Raw genomic sequence first — 16,671 nt, 5'->3', positions numbered from 1 at the left:
CGGGCCAACCAGCGGGAGTGTTCAGACATCATGCGGTTCGATGCGGCGGAACCCGTGGCGATCGTGGGTATCGCCGCCCTGTACCCGGGCGTACAGGGCCCCGAAGAGTACTGGCAGTTGCTGAACGACGAATTCCCCGTCCCCACCACCTCCCGCACGACACCCGGCCTCGACGCCATAGAAGTGGACGTCGCACGTTTCGGAATTCCCCCGGCCCAGGCGCGTTCCATGGCCCGTATGCAGATCCTCATGCTTGAGGCCGCCCGGCAGTGCCTGGCGGACGCGGGGCACCCCGAGCGCGTACTGCCCGTTGAGCGAACGGATGTCATCACCGGCACCTGTTTCGGCCTGGACCGCCAGCACGCCAACGCGCTGCGCGTAGAGGCGAGTCGCCACGTCCGCGAGGTCGAACGCGCGGCGCTCTCCGCGGGCGCAGGATCCGACAGCGCGCGGCAGGCCGCCGAGGAGCTGCGGCTGCTGCTCGCTCGGCGTCTGCACGGTTCCCCGCACGACCGAGTCGGGGAGATGGCGAGCACGATCCCGGCGCGTATCGCGACAGCCTTCAAGTTCCACGGCAGGACGCTGGCCATGGAGTCCGCGGACGCGACCTCGTACGCGGGAGTCGCCCAAGCCGTGCTGAATCTCCGCGGCGGACTGTCCGACGCGGTGCTCCTGGTCGCCGGGCAGCGCCGGGAGAGCCCTCTGTTCGCCAAGGCCCTCGACGCCAAAGGACTCACCTCCACCGCGAACCGCCCTTTCCCGGCGGACGGCTCCGGCTCCAACTCCATTTCCAACTCCGGTTCCGGCTTCGTGCTCGGTGAGGGCGTCGGGGCGCTCCTGTTCAAGCGCCTGTCCACCGCCGTACGCGACGGCGACCGGATCTACGCCACGATCCTCGACTGCTCGCTGCGTCACGACCCCCGCCCGGGCCCGTTCGCCGCTTCGCCCTCCGTCGCGCTGCGCCACTCGACCGCTGTCGGCTCGCTGCGTGCGGCGGCGGTCCGCCCGGAGACCGTCCAGTACGTCGAGTGTGTCGGATCCGGTGTCGCCCCCGAGGTCCGCGCGGAACTGGCGGCGCTCGCCGCGCTGCACGAGGGTGCCGCCGCCGGATCCGTGGCCGTCGGAAGTGTGAAGGACCGGCTCGGACACACCTTCGCCAACGCGGGAGTCGCCGCTCTCAGCAAGGTCGCGCTCGCGTTGCACCACCGCCGGCTCCCGCCGGGGCGGGAGCCGGCCGAGGCAGCGGAGTTCGCACGCTCGGGCACGCCGCTCCGGCCCATCGGCGCGGGCCGGCCGTGGCCACCGGGCGAGGAAGGACACCCGCGTCGGGCGACCGTCCACGGCACCTCGCTCACCGGCACGCTCTGCCACCTCGTACTCGAAGAGCACGACGGTACGGGCGGGCATGACGGTACGGACCTGCACGGCAGTACGGACCGGTACGACAGTACGGACCGGCACAGCCGACCATCCGACGCCGAGGCCCTGCGCCCGCCCCGGCCGCCCACTTCCCCGTACGCGGTCGGGAACACGGCGTCGGGCACCGAGCCGATCGCGGTGGTGGCCCTGGCGGGGTGGTTCGCGGACTCGGCCGACGCGGAGAGCTTCTGGCAGGCCATCCGCTTGGGCGTCAGCAGGATCGGCCCGGTGCCCGAGACCGTCCTCGACCGGGAGCTGTACTACGCCCCGGGCGCGCTGAGCCTCACCCACAGCTACACCGACCAGGGCGGTCACACGGCACTGCCGACCGCTCCCCCGCCCGGTCTGCGGATCTCCCCGTCGCGCCACGCCTCCATGGACGGCGCGCAGCGCCTGGCCCTCGCCGTCGCCGCGCAACTCCTCGCCGGACGGGGCACGACCGAACCGGGCGGCCGGGGGCTGATCGCCGTCGGCAGCAATCTCGGCCTGTCCCGGGAACGCCGTCTGAACGCCGAGTCGTCGCTGCAGGACCTGGAGGACACGGTCGCCCGTCTCGACGCCCTCGGCGGTCTGTCCCCGCTGCGGAGGAAGTCGCTCCTCACGTCGCTGCGCGAGCACCTGGGCCCGCCGGACGAGGGTGTACGGCCGGATCTGCTGGACGGCTGCCTGGCCAGCGGGATCGCCGCTCTCCTCGCCAACGAGTACGGGCTCGACGCGGTCCCCCTCGCGGTGGAGGCGGCGTGCGCCTCCTCGCTCGCGGCGATCGACGTGGCGGTCGGCGCGCTCCGCGCGGGGACCGCCGACTTCGCGATCGCCGGTGGTGTCGAACTGGCCTGCAACGCCCGGGACATGGTCCTGTGCTCCGCGCTCGGTCTGCTGTCGCACAGCAGGAACGCGCCGTTCGACGCGGGCGCAGACGGTTTCACGCCGGGCGACGGCTGCGGTCTGTTCCTGCTCAAGCGTTACGGTGACGCGCTGCGCGACGGTGACGATGTCCTCGGTCTCGTCCGGGGTGTCGGAGCGTCCAACGACGCCAAGTCCCTGATCGCGCCCGATGTCGCGGGGCAGACACGCGCGATGGAACGGGCTTTCGCCCAGGTCGACTTCGCCCCCTCGGCGGTCGACTACCTGGAGGCGCACGGCACCGGCACCAAGGTGGGGGACCGGGTGGAGATCGCCGCGGTCGCGGAGGTCTACGGCGGGGCCCCGCGCGCCCGTCCGCTGACGATCGGATCGGCGAAGTCGTTCTACGGGCACACCTTCGCCGCCGCGGGCAGTGCCGGGCTGCTGCGCACGCTGCTGGCGATGCGGGCGCGGACACTGCCGCCCAACACGAACCTGCGCACCCTCAATCCGGCGCTGGATCTGGCCGCCGTTCCCGCCGTGGTGCCGACCGAGCCGTCCGTCTGGGTCAGGCAGCCGGGGCAGCCGAGGCGCGCCGCGGTGAGCTCGTTCGGCACGGGCGGCATCAACTATCACGTACTCGTCGAGGAGCACGAGGAACACATGGACGGAGCACGATGAACTTCGAGTTCGACCCGGACGTCGAGGAGATGCGCGCCATGACGGTGGCGTTCGCCCGGCGCGAGCTGGCCGGTCGGCGCGAGGAGAACGGTGCGGCCTTCGACGCCGACGCGTTCCGCGGACGCTGGCTCCTCGCGGGCAAACAGGGTGTGGTCGGCGGGGTCGTCCCCGTCGAGTACGGGGGCAGCGGCCTGGACGCGGTCGCCGCGTCGGCGGTCATGGAGGCCCTCGGGTACGGCTCCTCCGACACGGGCTTCGCCTTCTCCGTCGCGGCGCACCTGTTCGCGTCCCTGATGCCGATCGTGGAGTTCGGTACGGAGGAGCAGAAGCGGCGTCTGCTGCCGGCGCTGTGTTCGGGAGAGCTCATCGCGGCGCATGCCATCACCGAGCCCGAGGCGGGTTCGGACGCGCTGAACCTGCGTACACGCGCCGAGTTCCGGGGCGACCACTATGTGCTGCACGGCAGCAAATGCTTCACCACGAACGCCCCGGTCGCCGATGTCTTCGTCGTGCAGGCGGCGACCGAACCGGGCCGTGGCTTCTTCGGTCTGACGGCGTTCGTCGTCGAGGCCGGCACACCCGGGCTCAGCGTGGGGCCGCCCTACACCAAGGTCGGTCTGCGGGGTTCCCCGACGGCCGACGTCCACTTCGACGGGTGTGTGGTGCCCTCGGCCGATGTGCTCGGGGCCCGGGGTGCGGGGGCGAGTGTCTTCTCCTCCTCCATGAAGTGGGAGCGCACCTGTCTCTTCGCCGCCTATCTCGGTGCCATGCAGCGCGTGCTGGAGTCGACGGTCGAGTACGCGGGGGAACGTGAGCAGTTCGGCGCTCCCATCGGCAGTTTCCAGGCGGTGGGCCATCGCCTCGTCGACATGACCCTGCGGCTGGAGTCAGCCCGCCTTCTGCTCTACAAGGCCGCGTGGGGGCTGGCGCGGGGCTCCGAGGACGAGGTGGCTCCCGCGCTGGCGAAGCTGGCCGTCAGCGAGGCCGCCGTGCAGGTGGGCCTCGACGCCATTCAGGTGCGCGGTGCGCTGGGCGTCCTCGAAGGGGAGGCGGAGACGCTGTTGCGCGACGCGCTTCCCGCACGGATCTTCTCCGGCACCAACGAGATCCAGAAGAACAACATCGCGCGGGCGCTGGGCCTGAGCGGCAGCCGCCGCCGGGCCCGGCGGCGCTGAGCCACCGATTGCTCCGGCAACCACTCGTCGGCCCGGTCACCTTGTCCGGCCCGGAACGGAGTACACCATGACCATCATCGTCCACCGCATCCGTCTGCTCGACGGGGTGGCACCGGACCGCTTCGAGACATGGGTGCGGGAGGTCGACTACTCCACGTGCCCCGAGCTGCCCAGTGTCCTGTCGTTCAGTGTCCAGCGGCTGACCGGGCCCGCGGTCGACGGACACGACGGCGCCGGGACCGTCGCGGACACCGGCACCGAGCCGCTCGCCTACGTCGAAATCATCGAGGTATCCGGCCTCGCGGACTTCGAGCAGGACATGCAGAGCCCGCCATTTCGAAAGCTGGTCTCCGACTTCGATCAGATGGCCGAGGTCGTGTCCGAGACGGTGGGCGAACGGATCGGAGAAGGCTATCGCGCGTGAATAGCGGATGTGCCGCCGACGTCGAAAGGCGTATTGATTTGCGCTCGTCAGCTCCGGCCCGCGTCCTTTGAATTCTGTTCAATGGCCGCCATGAGTCCGGTCTCGTAGGCGACGGCCACGGCCTGGGCGCGACTTCCGACACCCAGTTTCCTCAGCAAATGGTGAACGTGGGAGCGAACAGTCGCTGTGGAAACCGATAGTTTCTCCGCTATCTCCGCATTGGACTTTCCCTGGGTGAGCAGGACGATCACCTCGGTCTCCCGTGGCGTCAGCGACGGCACGACGCTCGCGGCGAGCGCCGAGGCATGGCGCTGCGGCAGATGGTCGAGGCTCCTGCGGGCCGCCTCGGGGATGACCATCGCACTGCCCGCGCTGACCGTCCGCAGCACATGGATCAGCTCGTCGGCGGAGGTGTCGGGGGCGAGGACGGCACGGACCCCGAGACGCAGGATCTCGATCGAACGGCTCGCGTTCTCGGCCTTCGTGATGTGGATGACCTTGGTGAGGGCGGCCAGAGCGGTCAGCTCCCGCTTGTTCTCGATGGTCAGGGCGGGGGCCACCACCACCGTGACGTCCGGGGCCGAGTCGGCGGCGGCGGCCTCCGAGTCCGTCCCGGTCGAGTAACCGATGACAGCGATGTCGGGCTGCTGATCGAGGAGGGCGCGCATACCGGCACCCACGATCGATCCCTCACAGCAGAGCAGCACCCGGATACCGCGGCCGGCACCACCGCCCGGGGCGGCATGATGCGCCGGGGAGGCCGGCCAGTCGTCCCGCACGGCTCGATGTCCCGACCTCCGCCGGTGGACGCTCATCGCTCGGTGATCAGGTCGGTCGTCCACGCGAAACGATGAGTGGCATTGAGGCCCGTTCGCCGAGAGCAGTGCAAGGTTCGTTCCTCCCCCGAGATTGACGCGACCCTGCGTGTTCCAGGAGACCCTCGCTGCTTATCGGTCTCGCAACATCGAGGCCGCATGGCATATGCAGGGTAACACAGGAGACACACGCTCACGGCTCTCCGAGGACCTCACAGAGTTTTACCACCGAGTAACCTCGTGCCTTATGTGTCCGGTATTTGGTGGCTGGTTCTGACAACGCCCGGGAGAATTTCACAAGACCTTTGGACGACGTGTCAGATCGTGCGTACGGCACGGACTCCTAACCGACGTGGTGCGCGCGGGAAATCTGTGAGAGGCCGCCCCAATCTGCTCACGAAGAAGGTCCGGCCCGGCAGTCCCAGCCGGTCCTGCAGCTCCTTTCGTACGTCGTCGTGCTGCAGGACGACACTGACGGGGTGCAGCGCGAGCCCCGCCTCCGTGGCCCGCAGCCAGTATTCGGCCAGCCGGGCTCCGCCCCGGAGGGTGGCCCCGACACCGGGAGACGCGTCGGCGAGCCCCATGGCGACGACGACCGGCGTCGGCCGTACGACGCGGGCGAGTTGGCGGGCGAGCACGCGGTGGTAGCCCGCGTGGCGGAGCACACGCATCGTGGTGGGAGCCAGCGCGAGGCTCAGTGCGTGGCGCCGGGGCGTCGACAACGGCCCGAACAGCTGGCTGAGGGGGAAGCCGTCACCACGTGCCGCGGCCTCGGCCTCGTCCCGGCGCACGTAGGAGTGTGTCTCGCGCCAGGCCTGTCGATGGCTGAAGTCGCGTCCTCCGTGGCGGGCCACGAGGTCGGCGAAGGCCGCGCGCTCTCTGTCGGCCACGAGATGCCGGACGGTGACGTCCGCGCCCTCCGCGACGCCGGTGGACGAGGCGGACAGGCCGTCCAGGACGGCTGGTTCGACCGCTTCGGGACGGTAGGGCGCGCGGTTGGTCCTTCGGGCGAGGGCGGTGCGGCGGAGTTCGGCGAGAGAACCGTCGGGCACGTCCGGCTCGTCCGTGCGGCGCAGCCGGACGACGCACAGGGGTGACCAGGACACGGGCCAGGTGTCACCGAGCGGGGGCCACGTGTCATGGGTGCCACGCGTCTGTTGGCCGGCGCGCGGTTCGACGAAGTGGACGCGGTCCGTCGACCAGCCCTGCAGGGCCAGGGAGCGCAACAGGATCTGCAGGTACGCGCCACAGCTGACCAGCATCTCGACGGCGTGCGCGGGGAGGGAGGTCAGTTCGCGCTCCCGGTCGAGGGCGAGGATCACATACTCGTCCGTGGCACGTCCACCGGTTCCGCGGGCGTCACCGGAGACACGGTCGGGGGCCTCGGGGCCGTCGGCGGGAGCCCGGTCGACGAGCCGTTCCGCTGCCCGGCGCGCACCACGGCCGGTGGGCCATGCGACGCCCCACGGCTGGCAGTTGTGGGACGACGGGCTGAGCGCGGCGATCTCGGCCGCTTCGCGCAGCGCGTGCTCGAACTGCGCCCGGCCTTGCGCCGAAGGCGGCCGAGGTGTCGATATGGGTGAGCTGGTCACGGTGTCCGGTCTCCTCACTGCCACACGAGTGCCAGGGCGTATCCGTCGACTTCCCGGGCCCAGCTGTCGAAACGGGAGCCGTCGGCCGCGGGTGCGTGACGGCGGAGTTCGGGCCCTGCCCGCCAGGCGAACCGGCCGTCGGGCCACCACTGGGTGAGCCGTACCTCGCGGCTGTCCACCCGCAGGCCGAAGCCGAAGTGCTTGAGCACCGCCTCCTTGCAGGCCCACCGCAGGGGCAGCGGCATGGCACCCACTCCCCCGAGCCGGGGGTCCGCCGCTATCTCCGGGGGATGCGTGAGCAGGTCCGCGAGCGGCGGTGGCACCTGGCGGCTGCGCTCGACGTCGATCCCGACGGCACGCGGCCCGCAGACGGCGACGGCGAAGTCCACCGAGTGCGACAGACCGACCTCGACGCGGGCGTCGACGACGGGTTTCCCGGCGCGGAGTCCGTCCGGGACGACACCGACCGTGATGTCGCGAGGGTGTACCGAGACGCCGGCGTGCCGCCGCTGATAGGCGCACACGCTGTGCTTGATGGCCAGACGTCCGGCCAGCCACTCCAACCGCCTTTTGATCAGGCGCAGTTGGGCCGCCTGCCGGATCTCTTCGTCGCTGAGATGGCGGGCGCCGATCGTCGCGCGGTCCGTCTCGTCGCGCCCGCGCAGCCAGGCGATCGACACCACGGCGACCGTCAGGGGGCCGCGGGCGTGGCTGACGTACAGGGGACGCGCGGGGTCGAGCGCCATGCTGTCGTCGAGACTGCGTGCCGCGACGCGGTCCGGCGAGGTGATCGTCATCGCCGGGCCTTCAGCGCTCCACGCGCGGGGGCAGCAGGAAGGGATAGGTGCGGCGTCTGATCCTGTGGTGCCAGAAGCGGTCGGCCTGACGCAGTCGCTGGATGAGTTCCCACATCCGGGCGTCGTCGCGGTAGTACGCGGCCACCTCCTCCGCGGTGATCGGCCGCGACAGTCGGGCGTTGGCCTGTTCGAGGAACGCCGGGACGAGTTCGTGGAGCCGTTCCTTGTAGAGGTTGCCGAGGAAGTCCAGCAGGACGCCGCGGGTCTCGTAGAACTTGTCGAAGATCGACTTGCTCATCGAGACACGGACTGCGTCGCGCAGGACCCAGGGAAGCGAACTGAAGAAGAGCCGGACGTCCAGCTGTTCACGGCCGCGGGTGTCACGCATGAGTGGGGTGGTGACATCGAGGTACACCAGTTCGCCGCCGACATCCATCCAGTTGGCGGCCTGTGCGTCCAGGCCGAGGGTGGGCTCAACGGCACTCTCGACCCGGTCGAGGAACCGGGCGAAGAAGTCCTTGATCCACACGTCGTCCTCGGTGTGCAGGAGTCTGGAACACAACCGGTGCGGCGGCAGCTCGCGTTGCACGCAGTAGGCCGTGATCCGGCCCGACGGCTGCCGTGTGTGCCACAGCTCGGTGTCCGCGACGTGGAGGCCGCTGTCCGCGAGCCTGTTCAGATACGCGCGGAGGCCTTCCTCGTACCGTTCGAAGCGTCCGCGGTCGGGGAACACCGGCAGGCGCTTGCACGCGAACGCCCCTGCCTCGGCACGGAGTCGGAGCACCAGGGTGACTTCGCCGTACCCGAGCACATCGAGGGCACTGCCGTCCGTGGTCCTGAGCGCTGCCTGAACCTGGTCTTCGAGCTGTGCGAGTTCGCTGTGCGGAACGGTGAAGGACATGGCATGGCCCTTAGGTCTGGTTGTCCGTCCCGGCACGTGCGGTGGCCGTGGTGGACGGGGACGGTGTGCGCCGGTGCCGCACGAGGAGGTAGATGGCCGCGGCGAAGAACGCGGCGTCGAGCACGAGGATCTGCGGCACGCTGCTGACGAGGATGACGACCAGGCAGACCAGCATGAGCAGTTGGCCGTAGAGCGCGGCGACGACCAGGCGGCGGTCGAGGATCAGGACGACACCGCTGACGATCATCGCCGCCGCGACGAACACGGTGACGGCTGTGGGGTGTTCGGCGAGCCAGTCGGTGAACGGGCCGATGACGGCGACACCGTCGTTGCCGTCCGCGGCGCCGTCGAGGCGCTCCTCGACCGACTCGATCTCCGGGAAGAATTTGCCGATGCCGGCGATGACGTAGAGGACGCCCACTGTGCGCTGGAGGATCAGGTCTCGTGTGGTCACCCGATGGAGTCTTCCGGTGTCGTGGCCTGGCGGCCGGGGCTTTTTCGGACGAGATCCACTGCTGTGCGATCCGCTGGTCGCGGGTACGCCGGTTCAGGCGGCCGTGATCACCAGGACCGCGTTCTGACCGCCGAAGCCGAACGAGTTGCTCACCGCGACCTCCACCTTCCGTTCCCGGGGTGATCCGGCGACGATGTCCAACTCGACCTCGGGGTCCTGCCGTTCGAGGTTGGCGGTCGGGGGGATGGTGCCGTTCTCGACGGTCAGCACGGTCAGCGCGGCCTCGATCGCGCCGGCGGCTCCCAGGGTGTGGCCGGTCACCCCCTTGGTTGAGGTGACCGGAGGGCCCGCGCCGAGGAGATCCCGCAGCACCTTGGCCTCGGCCGCGTCGTTGAGCGGTGTGGAGGTGCCGTGGGCGTTGACATGGTCCACGTCCCCGGGCGTGACGCCCGCTGCCGACAGGGCCGTGCGCAACGCCCGCAGAACCCCCGCGCCCTCGGGGTCCGGGGCGGTCATGTGGTAGGCGTCGGCGGAGGCCCCGTACCCGGCGATCCTCGCCCGGACCGTCGCCCGGCGCGCCCGTGCGTCCGCCTCGCGTTCGAGGACGAGCATGCCGCTGCCCTCGCCGATGACGAACCCGTCGCGGTCCGCGTCGAAGGGGCGCGACGCGGCGGACGGTTCGTCGAGTCTCCGGGACAGCGCGCCCATCTGCGCGAAACCCGTCACCATCAGGGGACTGACCCCGGCCTCGGCGCCGCCCGTGACGACGACGTCACAGCTTCCGTCGCGCAGCAGGTGCAGGGCCGTGCCGATCGCCGTGGCACCGGAGGCGCAGGCGGTCGCCGTGACGAGATTCGGACCCTTGGCGAGCAGGTCCATCGCCAGGTGCCCGGCGGCCATGTTGGGCACGAGCATCGGGATCAGCAGGGCGGAGACCGCTTCCGGGCCCTTCTCCAGCATCCGCCGGTGCTGGGTCTCCCAGGTCGCCACTCCGCCGAGGCCGCAGCCGACGACGACCCCGACGCGGGCGCCGTCCCAGGTACCGGGGTCGAGCCCGGCGTCGGCGACCGCCTCACGCGCCGCGGTGATGCAGAGCTGGCTGAAGCGGTCGTGCGCGAGGGAGCTGCGCCGGCCCACGTGCTCGCGGGCGGAGAAACCCGGCACGGTGCAGGAGATGTCCACGGGGAGTCCGGCCAGCGACGGGTTCCTGGCCGCCGGGGACCGGCCCGCGCACACGCCCTTCCAGGTGTCGTCGGCGCCGATGCCGGCCGGGGTGACCAGACCGACACCCGTCACCGCGATGGGCGGCGCGGGCGACCTGGAGGTGGTCATGCCGACGCCTCGGCGGACGCGAGGCGCCCGATCAGGTCGGCGACCTGCGTGATCGTGTCCCCGGGAGACGCGGCGTCGTCACCGACCTGCACGCCGAAGTCCGACTGGATGACGAGCAGCAGCTCGACGAGGAAAAGCGAGTCCATGTCGAGGTCCTCGAACGTGGTACCGGGGCCGATCTCGGCACGGTCCACCTCGAAACGGTCGACCAGGAGATCGACCAGCCTGTCGTACATCGCGCTCATACGTACCTCACGCCCATGCGATGCGCCCTACCTTTCCGGCGCTCACAGGCACCGCCGCGTCAGTCGGTTCGCTGCGCCACTTCGCCGCTGCACTTCCCTGGTGCACTTCACCGTGATCGACCGGACAGGGCCTGGTCGTCATCGAGTGTGGGCGCGGGGGCTGACCGCCCGCTGACCGATGGCTGACCGTGCGCTGACGGGCGGCGCCCGCCGCCGGAGTGGTGCTGTGTCAGTCATCGGTCAGTGCCTCGTCAGCCATCGGTCAGCCCCTCGGACCAGACTCGGCCCGGACATCACCCATGAACGCCCGGAACACATGACCGGACATCACCCGTGACAGTCCGCACGACATGGCCGTCCGAAACACATGACCGTCCGCACGACATGGCCGGCCGGAGGACATGGCCGTCCGGGAGACGAGGAGCACTCGCGTGGTTGCACGTCTTCGCGACCGACCGGCACCTCGACACTGCACCGGTGACCGCCCCGGCCGGCGCGGCCAGGACGGTGTCCGATGAGCCGGGGCCGGGCCGCCGTGCTGACGGGAGTCGGCAGCTGCCTGCCGCCCAGGGCCGTCCCGAACGACGAACTGGCCGCCGGTCTGGACAGCTCCGAGGAATGGATCCGCTCGCGCACAGGCATCGAGCAGCGGTACTTCGCCGAGCGCGGCACGGCCACCTCCGATCTGGCCGTCGGGGCGGGCGAGAGAGCCCTGAAGAGCGCGGGCGTCTCCACCGTGGACACGGTGCTCGTCGCGACGACCACCCCGGACCGCCCCTGTCCGGCGACCGCCCCCGTGGTGGCCGCCCGGCTCGGGATGAGGGGAACGGCCGCCTACGACGTGTCCGCCGTCTGCACCGGCTTCGTGTACGGGCTGGCGACCGCGGCGGGACTCATCTCCGCGGGCGTCGCGGACCGCGTACTGGTGATCGGCGCGGAGACGTTCTCCACCCTGCTCGATCCCGAGGACCGGTCCACGGCTGTGATCTTCGGGGACGGCGCCGGAGCCGTCGTACTGCGCTCCGGAGATCCGGCGGAGCCCGGTGCGCTCGGTCCGTTCGACCTGGGGAGCGACGGGGCGGGCGAGGACCTGATCACCGTACCCGCCGGCGGATCACGCCAGCGGCTGTCCGGGCTGGCACCGGCGGCAGGCGAACGGTACTTCGCCATGTCGGGCAAGGAGGTCTTCCGGCACGCGGTCCTGCGGATGACCGGATCGGCCCGCACGGTCCTCGCCCGGGCGGGCTGGCGGGCCCGGGACGTCGACCATCTGGTGAGCCATCAGGCGAATCTGCGGATCACCAACCATGTCGCCGACGACCTCGGCATTCCCAGGGAGCGCTGTGTCAGCAACATCGCCGAGGTCGGGAACACCGCGGCGGCCTCGATCCCACTCGCCCTCGACCAGGCACACACCGAAGGCGCGCTGCGGCCGGGCGGGCGGATGCTGCTCACCGCGTTCGGCGGAGGGCTCACCTGGGGGTCCGCGGTACTGACCTGGCCGGACCTGGACCCGGCACGAGCGTGAGCACACACATGAGCACCCGCACGAGCACAGACACGAACACGCACACGCGCGAACGAGCACGGCGGAAGGAGCACACGGCATGAGCGTGAGGTACGTATGAGCGCGATGTACGGCAGGCTGGTCGATCTCCTGGTCGACCGTTTCGAGGTGGACCGCGCGGAGATCGGGCCCGGTACCACGTTCGAGGACCTGGACATGGACTCGTTGTTCCTCGTCGAGCTGCTGCTCGTCATCCAGTCGGACTTCGGCGTGCAGGTCGGTGACGACGCCGCGTCTCCCGGGGACACGATCACGCAGGTCGCCGACCTGATCGAGCGCCTCGCGTCCGCCGAGGTCCCCACCGGGCCGTAACCAGGCCGCCGCCAGACCCAGTCAGGTCCAGCCAGGTCCAGTCGGGCCACAGTCCGCCGGAAACGAGCCGAGGACGACCATGAGCACCCAGCAGTCAATCATCAACTACATCGCCGGTGTGTGGCTCGACGGTGACGCCGAGGGCCTCGACGCGCAGGTCCCCCTCGCCGAGCTCAACATCATCGACTCGGCCGGGATCTTCGACCTCGTGCACTACATGCAGGACGACTTCCGTATCACCGTGCCTCTGCGGGAGATCTCCCCGGCGAACTTCCGGACGGTGGACACGATGGCGGCGCTGGTCGAGCGGCTGCGGCGAGAGGGAGAAACCGTCCGATGACGAACGTCACTGGGGACAGGCGGAACGGCCGGCACAGCGAGGTCGGGCGGGACGGCCGGGTCGGCGAGGACGCCGGCGGCGTCCGGCGTCAGGTCGTCGACATCATCGCCTCACGCACGCTGTACGACGAGTCCTACCTGCTCCCCGACAGCCACTTCGAGGCGGAACTCGGTATCGACTCGGTCATCTTCGAGTCGATCCTGGCCTCGGTGAAGGAGCAGTTCTCGCTGGTGGCGCCGCTGCCGTCCGGCCTCGTCACGGTCGGCGACCTCGTCCGCGCGGTCGAACGGGCCTGCCAGGCCCCCGCTGCCGATGTCCCGGGGCCGGCGCACACCGCGGCGCCGGGCGGCCCGCTCCTGGAGACGGTCGTCACCACCACCATGCGGCACACCCAGTACCAGCGAAGTCAGCTGGCCCTCGGCGCCGACTTCGAGAGCGAGCTGGGCATCGACTCGGTGGTGCTGGCCTCGATCGTGGCCGACGCCGCACGTGAGCTCGGACTTCCGCCCGACCTGGCGGGCACCGTCACCGCGACCTCCCTGGACGAGTTGGTGGAGGCCCTGCGTCCGTACCACGAGGACACGCGCCGGGTGGATCAGTCGCTCACCCGTCCGGGTTCCGGTCGGGGTGCGTCGCCGGTCCCGGACGAGCGTGCCACGGACGGACGCGCCGCTGACGGGCGCGCCGTGGACGACCCGGGCTCGGCCTGGGACAGCCGGTCCATGAAGGACTTCGTGGAGGAACGCGACGGCGACCTCTTCGCCAAGACCCGCAGCTTCGGCAGGTACCTGCGGCGGCGCGAGGCCGAGCGGCTCTACTGGTACGGCATGCCGCTGCACTCCCGCTGCTCCAACCGGGCCGTCATCTTCGACGAACTGGAGGGCCTCGAACGCGAGTTCCTGATGTTCGCCTCGAACAACTACCTGGGCCTGGCCAACCACCCCAAGGTGATCGAGGCCGTCTGCGACGCCACGCGGCGGTACGGGGCCACCCACACCGGTTCCCGGTTCATCGGCGGGACCAACATGCTCCACAAGGAACTGGAGCGGCGCCTCGCGGCCTTCAAGCAGCGGTCGGCCTGCATCGTCTATCCCGGCGGCTACGCGGCGAACATCGGCGCGATCTCCGCACTGGTCAAGAGTTACGACACCGTCGTCGTCGACAAGCTCAACCACATGAGCATCGTCGACGGAGCCCGGCTCTCCGGCGCCACCCGCAGGATCTACCAGCACAACGACATGGCCGACCTTGAGCGCATCCTGAAGCGCTGCGACGAGGATCCCGGCGGCAAACTCATCGTGGCCGACGGCGTGTTCAGCATGCACGGCGACATCTGCGACCTGCCCGAGATCGTCCGGCTGGCCAAGGAGCACGGCGCCAGGGTCATGATCGACGACGCGCACTCCACCGGCGTACTCGGCCGGCGCGGCTCGGGAACGGCCGAACACTTCGGCCTGAAGGGTGAGGTCGACCTCGAACTCGGCACGATGAGCAAGACGCTCGCGGGCATGGGCGGGTTCGTCGTCGGCGACGAGGAGGTCGTCGAGTACCTCCGCTTCTACTCGAACTCGTACGTCTTCGCCGCGAACATCCCCGCGGGTGTCGCCGCCGGGCTGATCGCGTCCATCGACGTCATCGAGTCGGAGCCCGAACGCATCACGAAGCTGTGGCACAACATCCGTCTGCTGCGGAGCCAGTTGGCGGACGCCGGCTTCGATCTGGAGAACACCCGCAGCGCGATCCTTCCCCTGGTCGTCGGCGACGAACGCAAGGCGATGGAGCTGGGCCGCGCGGTCCGCGCGAGGGGGCTCTACTGCCAGACGGTGGTGTTCCCGGGCGTGCCGCTCGGTGACGCGCGCCTGCGGGTCAGCGTCACCTCGGAGCACACCCCCGAGGATCTGGAGACCGCCGCGGGCATCTTCGTCGAGGCCGCCCGCGAGGTCGGTGTCCTGCCGTCGGCGGGGTGAGGCGGCGATGACGGAAGCAGCCCTGACGCGCGTACCGCACGGCCGCGGTTCCTCCTCGCCCGGCCCCGGTGCCGTTCCGGACGACTCCGACGACACCTCGCTGATCCGGTGGTCGCTGCCGCTGTCCCCCGCGCAGGCGACCCGGCCTGCCTTCGTCGGCGAACGGCCCATCTCTTACGGCCAGTTGGAGGTGGACGTCACGGCCGTCGCGTCCGGTCTGCTCGGGCTCGGCGCGGCGCTCGGTGACCGGGTGGCCGTCTGGATGGACAAGACGCCACGCTACGCCGAGGCCATCCTCGCGATCCTGAGGGCCGGTTGCGCGTACGTGCCGCTCGACGGGGGTCAGCCGCCCGCACGCGTGGAGCACATCCTCACGGACTGCGAACCCGTCGTGCTCTTCACCGACCACCGCCACCTGGAACTGCTCACGGACCGTGAACTGCCCTCCTGCGTAAGGGCGATCGTGGTCGCCGAGGACGACTCGGGCAAGGTACGCGACGACCGTGCCACAGCCGGGACGACGGCGAGGTACGCGACACCGATCCGCACGTGGGCCGACCTCACGGCGGAGACGGAGACGGCGGTAGCGGAGGCGGCGGTAGCGGAGACGACCGTGGCGGCGACAGCGGACCACGATCGCTTTCCACCCATGCCGGATCGCGACGACCTCGCCGCGATCCTCTACACCTCCGGCTCGACCGGTACGCCGAAAGGGGTGCGGATCTCCTACCGGAACCTGGCGAACTTCATCCGCTGGGCGCGTACCGAACTGACCGTGGGACCGGACGACGTCTTCGCCAACCACGCCTCCTTCAACTTCGACCTGTCGACCTTCGACCTCTTCACCGCGCTGTCGGTGGGCGCCGGTGTCTGGATCGTCGCCGACGACCGGGCACGCGACGTCGGGGCGCTGGCCAGGGGGATACGCGAGCACGGCGTCACGGTGTGGTACTCCGTGCCCTCCGTGCTGAACCTCCTGACCCGCTCGGGTGCGCTCACCCCGGACACGGTCCGCACCCTGCGGTACGTCCTCTTCGCGGGCGAGGTGTACCCGATCGGGCAGTTGCGTTCACTGGCGGCCCTGCTCCCTGAGGAGACGGCGCTCTACAACCTGTACGGGCCGACCGAGACCAACGTCTGCACGTATCACCGGGTCCGTGCGGAGGACCTCGGTCGGGACGAGCCCGTACCGATCGGCACGCCGGTTCCCGGCGCCCGTGTGTCCGTGGTCGACGAGGACGGACACACGCTGCACGGGCCCGAGGCGTTCGGTGAGTTGATCGTCGAGGGTGACTGCGTGACTCCCGGCTACTGGCGTGGGAAGTCACCTGCGGCCGACGCCGGAGACGCCACCTGCGGACCCACCGCGGTCGGACATGAAAGAGGCCGCCACGCCACCGGCGACCTGGTGAGCTACGAGGGGGACCGCCTCGTCTACCGCGGGCGCCGTGACCGGATGGTCAAACTCTCCGGCTACCGCGTGGAGTTGGGCGAGATCGAGGCCACCGCGCTCAAGCACCCGGCCGTCGCGTCCGCCGCCGTGGTCGTGGACACACAGGGCACGGAGCCGCGGATCGCCCTCTACTACACCCTCGTTCCGGGGGCCCGCAGGCCGAACCTCATCGAGATCAAACGGCACTGCGCACAGCACCTGCCCCGCTACATGCTGCCCCACCTGGCCGGCTGCCTCGACGAACTGCCGCGCAACGCCAACGGCAAGACCGACTACCACCGCCTGGGCAGCGGGACGGCCGGCTCTGTCCGGCACGCGCATGTCCTGCACGCGCAGGCCGTACCCGGCAAATGA

At 70.3% G+C, this 16,671-nt stretch carries 15 protein-coding genes; 8 read left to right on the top strand and 7 right to left on the bottom strand.

Annotation, left to right across the window (positions count from 1 at the left end):
• The first annotated feature begins 30 nt into the window (after window positions 1-30).
• From IE278_RS00695 to IE278_RS00685, 3 genes are all read left to right on the top strand, one after another.
• Complete coding sequence (locus tag IE278_RS00695; RefSeq protein WP_189767617.1) at window positions 31-2,943, top strand: beta-ketoacyl [acyl carrier protein] synthase domain-containing protein; 2,913 nt, start codon at window positions 31-33, stop codon at window positions 2,941-2,943.
• On the top strand, window positions 2,940-4,118 hold the full coding sequence (gene redW, locus IE278_RS00690) for an L-prolyl-[peptidyl-carrier protein] dehydrogenase (RefSeq protein ID WP_189767615.1): 1,179 nt from the start codon (window positions 2,940-2,942) through the stop codon (window positions 4,116-4,118). The genes IE278_RS00695 and redW overlap by 4 nt, the downstream gene beginning before the upstream one ends.
• Window positions 4,119-4,185: 67 nt before the next feature.
• On the top strand, window positions 4,186-4,542 hold the full coding sequence (locus tag IE278_RS00685; RefSeq protein ID WP_189767613.1) for a RedY/HapK family protein: 357 nt from the start codon (window positions 4,186-4,188) through the stop codon (window positions 4,540-4,542).
• 47 nt (window positions 4,543-4,589) lie between these two features.
• On the opposite strand, the gene IE278_RS00680 is transcribed toward IE278_RS00685, so the two are convergent.
• The 7 genes from IE278_RS00680 to IE278_RS00650 all read right to left on the bottom strand — a co-directional run bounded on the left by IE278_RS00680 (window position 4,590) and on the right by IE278_RS00650 (window position 10,678).
• Window positions 4,590-5,321 carry a response regulator transcription factor gene (locus tag IE278_RS00680; RefSeq protein ID WP_246569653.1) on the bottom strand — a complete coding sequence of 244 codons (732 nt, stop codon included), beginning with the start codon at window positions 5,319-5,321 and terminating at the stop codon, window positions 4,590-4,592.
• Window positions 5,322-5,674: 353 nt separating this feature from the next.
• Window positions 5,675-6,949 (bottom strand): nitroreductase family protein, encoded by a 1,275-nt coding sequence (locus IE278_RS00675; protein WP_246569651.1) that lies wholly within the window; start codon window positions 6,947-6,949, stop codon window positions 5,675-5,677.
• Between the two features lie 14 nt (window positions 6,950-6,963).
• Window positions 6,964-7,746 (bottom strand): 4'-phosphopantetheinyl transferase family protein, encoded by a 783-nt coding sequence (locus IE278_RS00670; RefSeq protein WP_189767611.1) that lies wholly within the window; start codon window positions 7,744-7,746, stop codon window positions 6,964-6,966.
• 10 nt (window positions 7,747-7,756) lie between these two features.
• Window positions 7,757-8,647, bottom strand: coding sequence for a DUF6206 family protein (locus IE278_RS00665; protein ID WP_189767609.1), 891 nt, complete (start codon window positions 8,645-8,647; stop codon window positions 7,757-7,759).
• A gap of 10 nt (window positions 8,648-8,657) precedes the next feature.
• On the bottom strand, window positions 8,658-9,101 hold the full coding sequence (locus tag IE278_RS00660; protein WP_189767608.1) for a DUF6041 domain-containing protein: 444 nt from the start codon (window positions 9,099-9,101) through the stop codon (window positions 8,658-8,660).
• A gap of 93 nt (window positions 9,102-9,194) precedes the next feature.
• Complete coding sequence (locus IE278_RS00655) at window positions 9,195-10,433, bottom strand: beta-ketoacyl-[acyl-carrier-protein] synthase family protein (RefSeq protein WP_189767606.1); 1,239 nt, start codon at window positions 10,431-10,433, stop codon at window positions 9,195-9,197.
• Window positions 10,430-10,678: an acyl carrier protein gene (locus IE278_RS00650; RefSeq protein WP_189767605.1), complete on the bottom strand. Its 249-nt coding sequence runs from the start codon at window positions 10,676-10,678 to the stop codon at window positions 10,430-10,432. The genes IE278_RS00655 and IE278_RS00650 overlap by 4 nt, the downstream gene beginning before the upstream one ends.
• Window positions 10,679-11,192: 514 nt before the next feature.
• On the opposite strand from IE278_RS00650, the gene IE278_RS00645 reads away from it, so the two are divergent.
• The 5 genes from IE278_RS00645 to IE278_RS00625 all read left to right on the top strand — a co-directional run bounded on the left by IE278_RS00645 (window position 11,193) and on the right by IE278_RS00625 (window position 16,671).
• Window positions 11,193-12,206, top strand: coding sequence for a beta-ketoacyl-ACP synthase III (locus IE278_RS00645; protein WP_189767603.1), 1,014 nt, complete (start codon window positions 11,193-11,195; stop codon window positions 12,204-12,206).
• Between the two features lie 96 nt (window positions 12,207-12,302).
• Window positions 12,303-12,557, top strand: a complete 255-nt coding sequence (locus IE278_RS00640; RefSeq protein ID WP_189767601.1) for an acyl carrier protein — start codon at window positions 12,303-12,305, stop codon at window positions 12,555-12,557.
• 79 nt (window positions 12,558-12,636) lie between these two features.
• Window positions 12,637-12,897, top strand: a complete 261-nt coding sequence (locus tag IE278_RS00635) for an acyl carrier protein (protein WP_189767599.1) — start codon at window positions 12,637-12,639, stop codon at window positions 12,895-12,897.
• Entirely contained in the window at window positions 12,894-14,864 is a 1,971-nt protein-coding gene (locus IE278_RS00630) for an aminotransferase class I/II-fold pyridoxal phosphate-dependent enzyme (protein WP_189767597.1), read from the top strand. The genes IE278_RS00635 and IE278_RS00630 overlap by 4 nt, the downstream gene beginning before the upstream one ends.
• Before the next feature lie 7 nt (window positions 14,865-14,871).
• A complete protein-coding gene (locus IE278_RS00625) occupies window positions 14,872-16,671 on the top strand; it encodes an amino acid adenylation domain-containing protein (protein WP_189767595.1) in 1,800 nt (599 codons plus the stop codon).

It is taken from the genome of Streptomyces tauricus, assembly GCF_014650955.1.
Lineage (GTDB): Bacteria > Actinomycetota > Actinomycetes > Streptomycetales > Streptomycetaceae > Streptomyces > Streptomyces tauricus.
The sequence above is the reverse complement of the archived record's forward strand: the minus strand, read 5'-3'. Positions and strand labels throughout refer to the sequence as shown.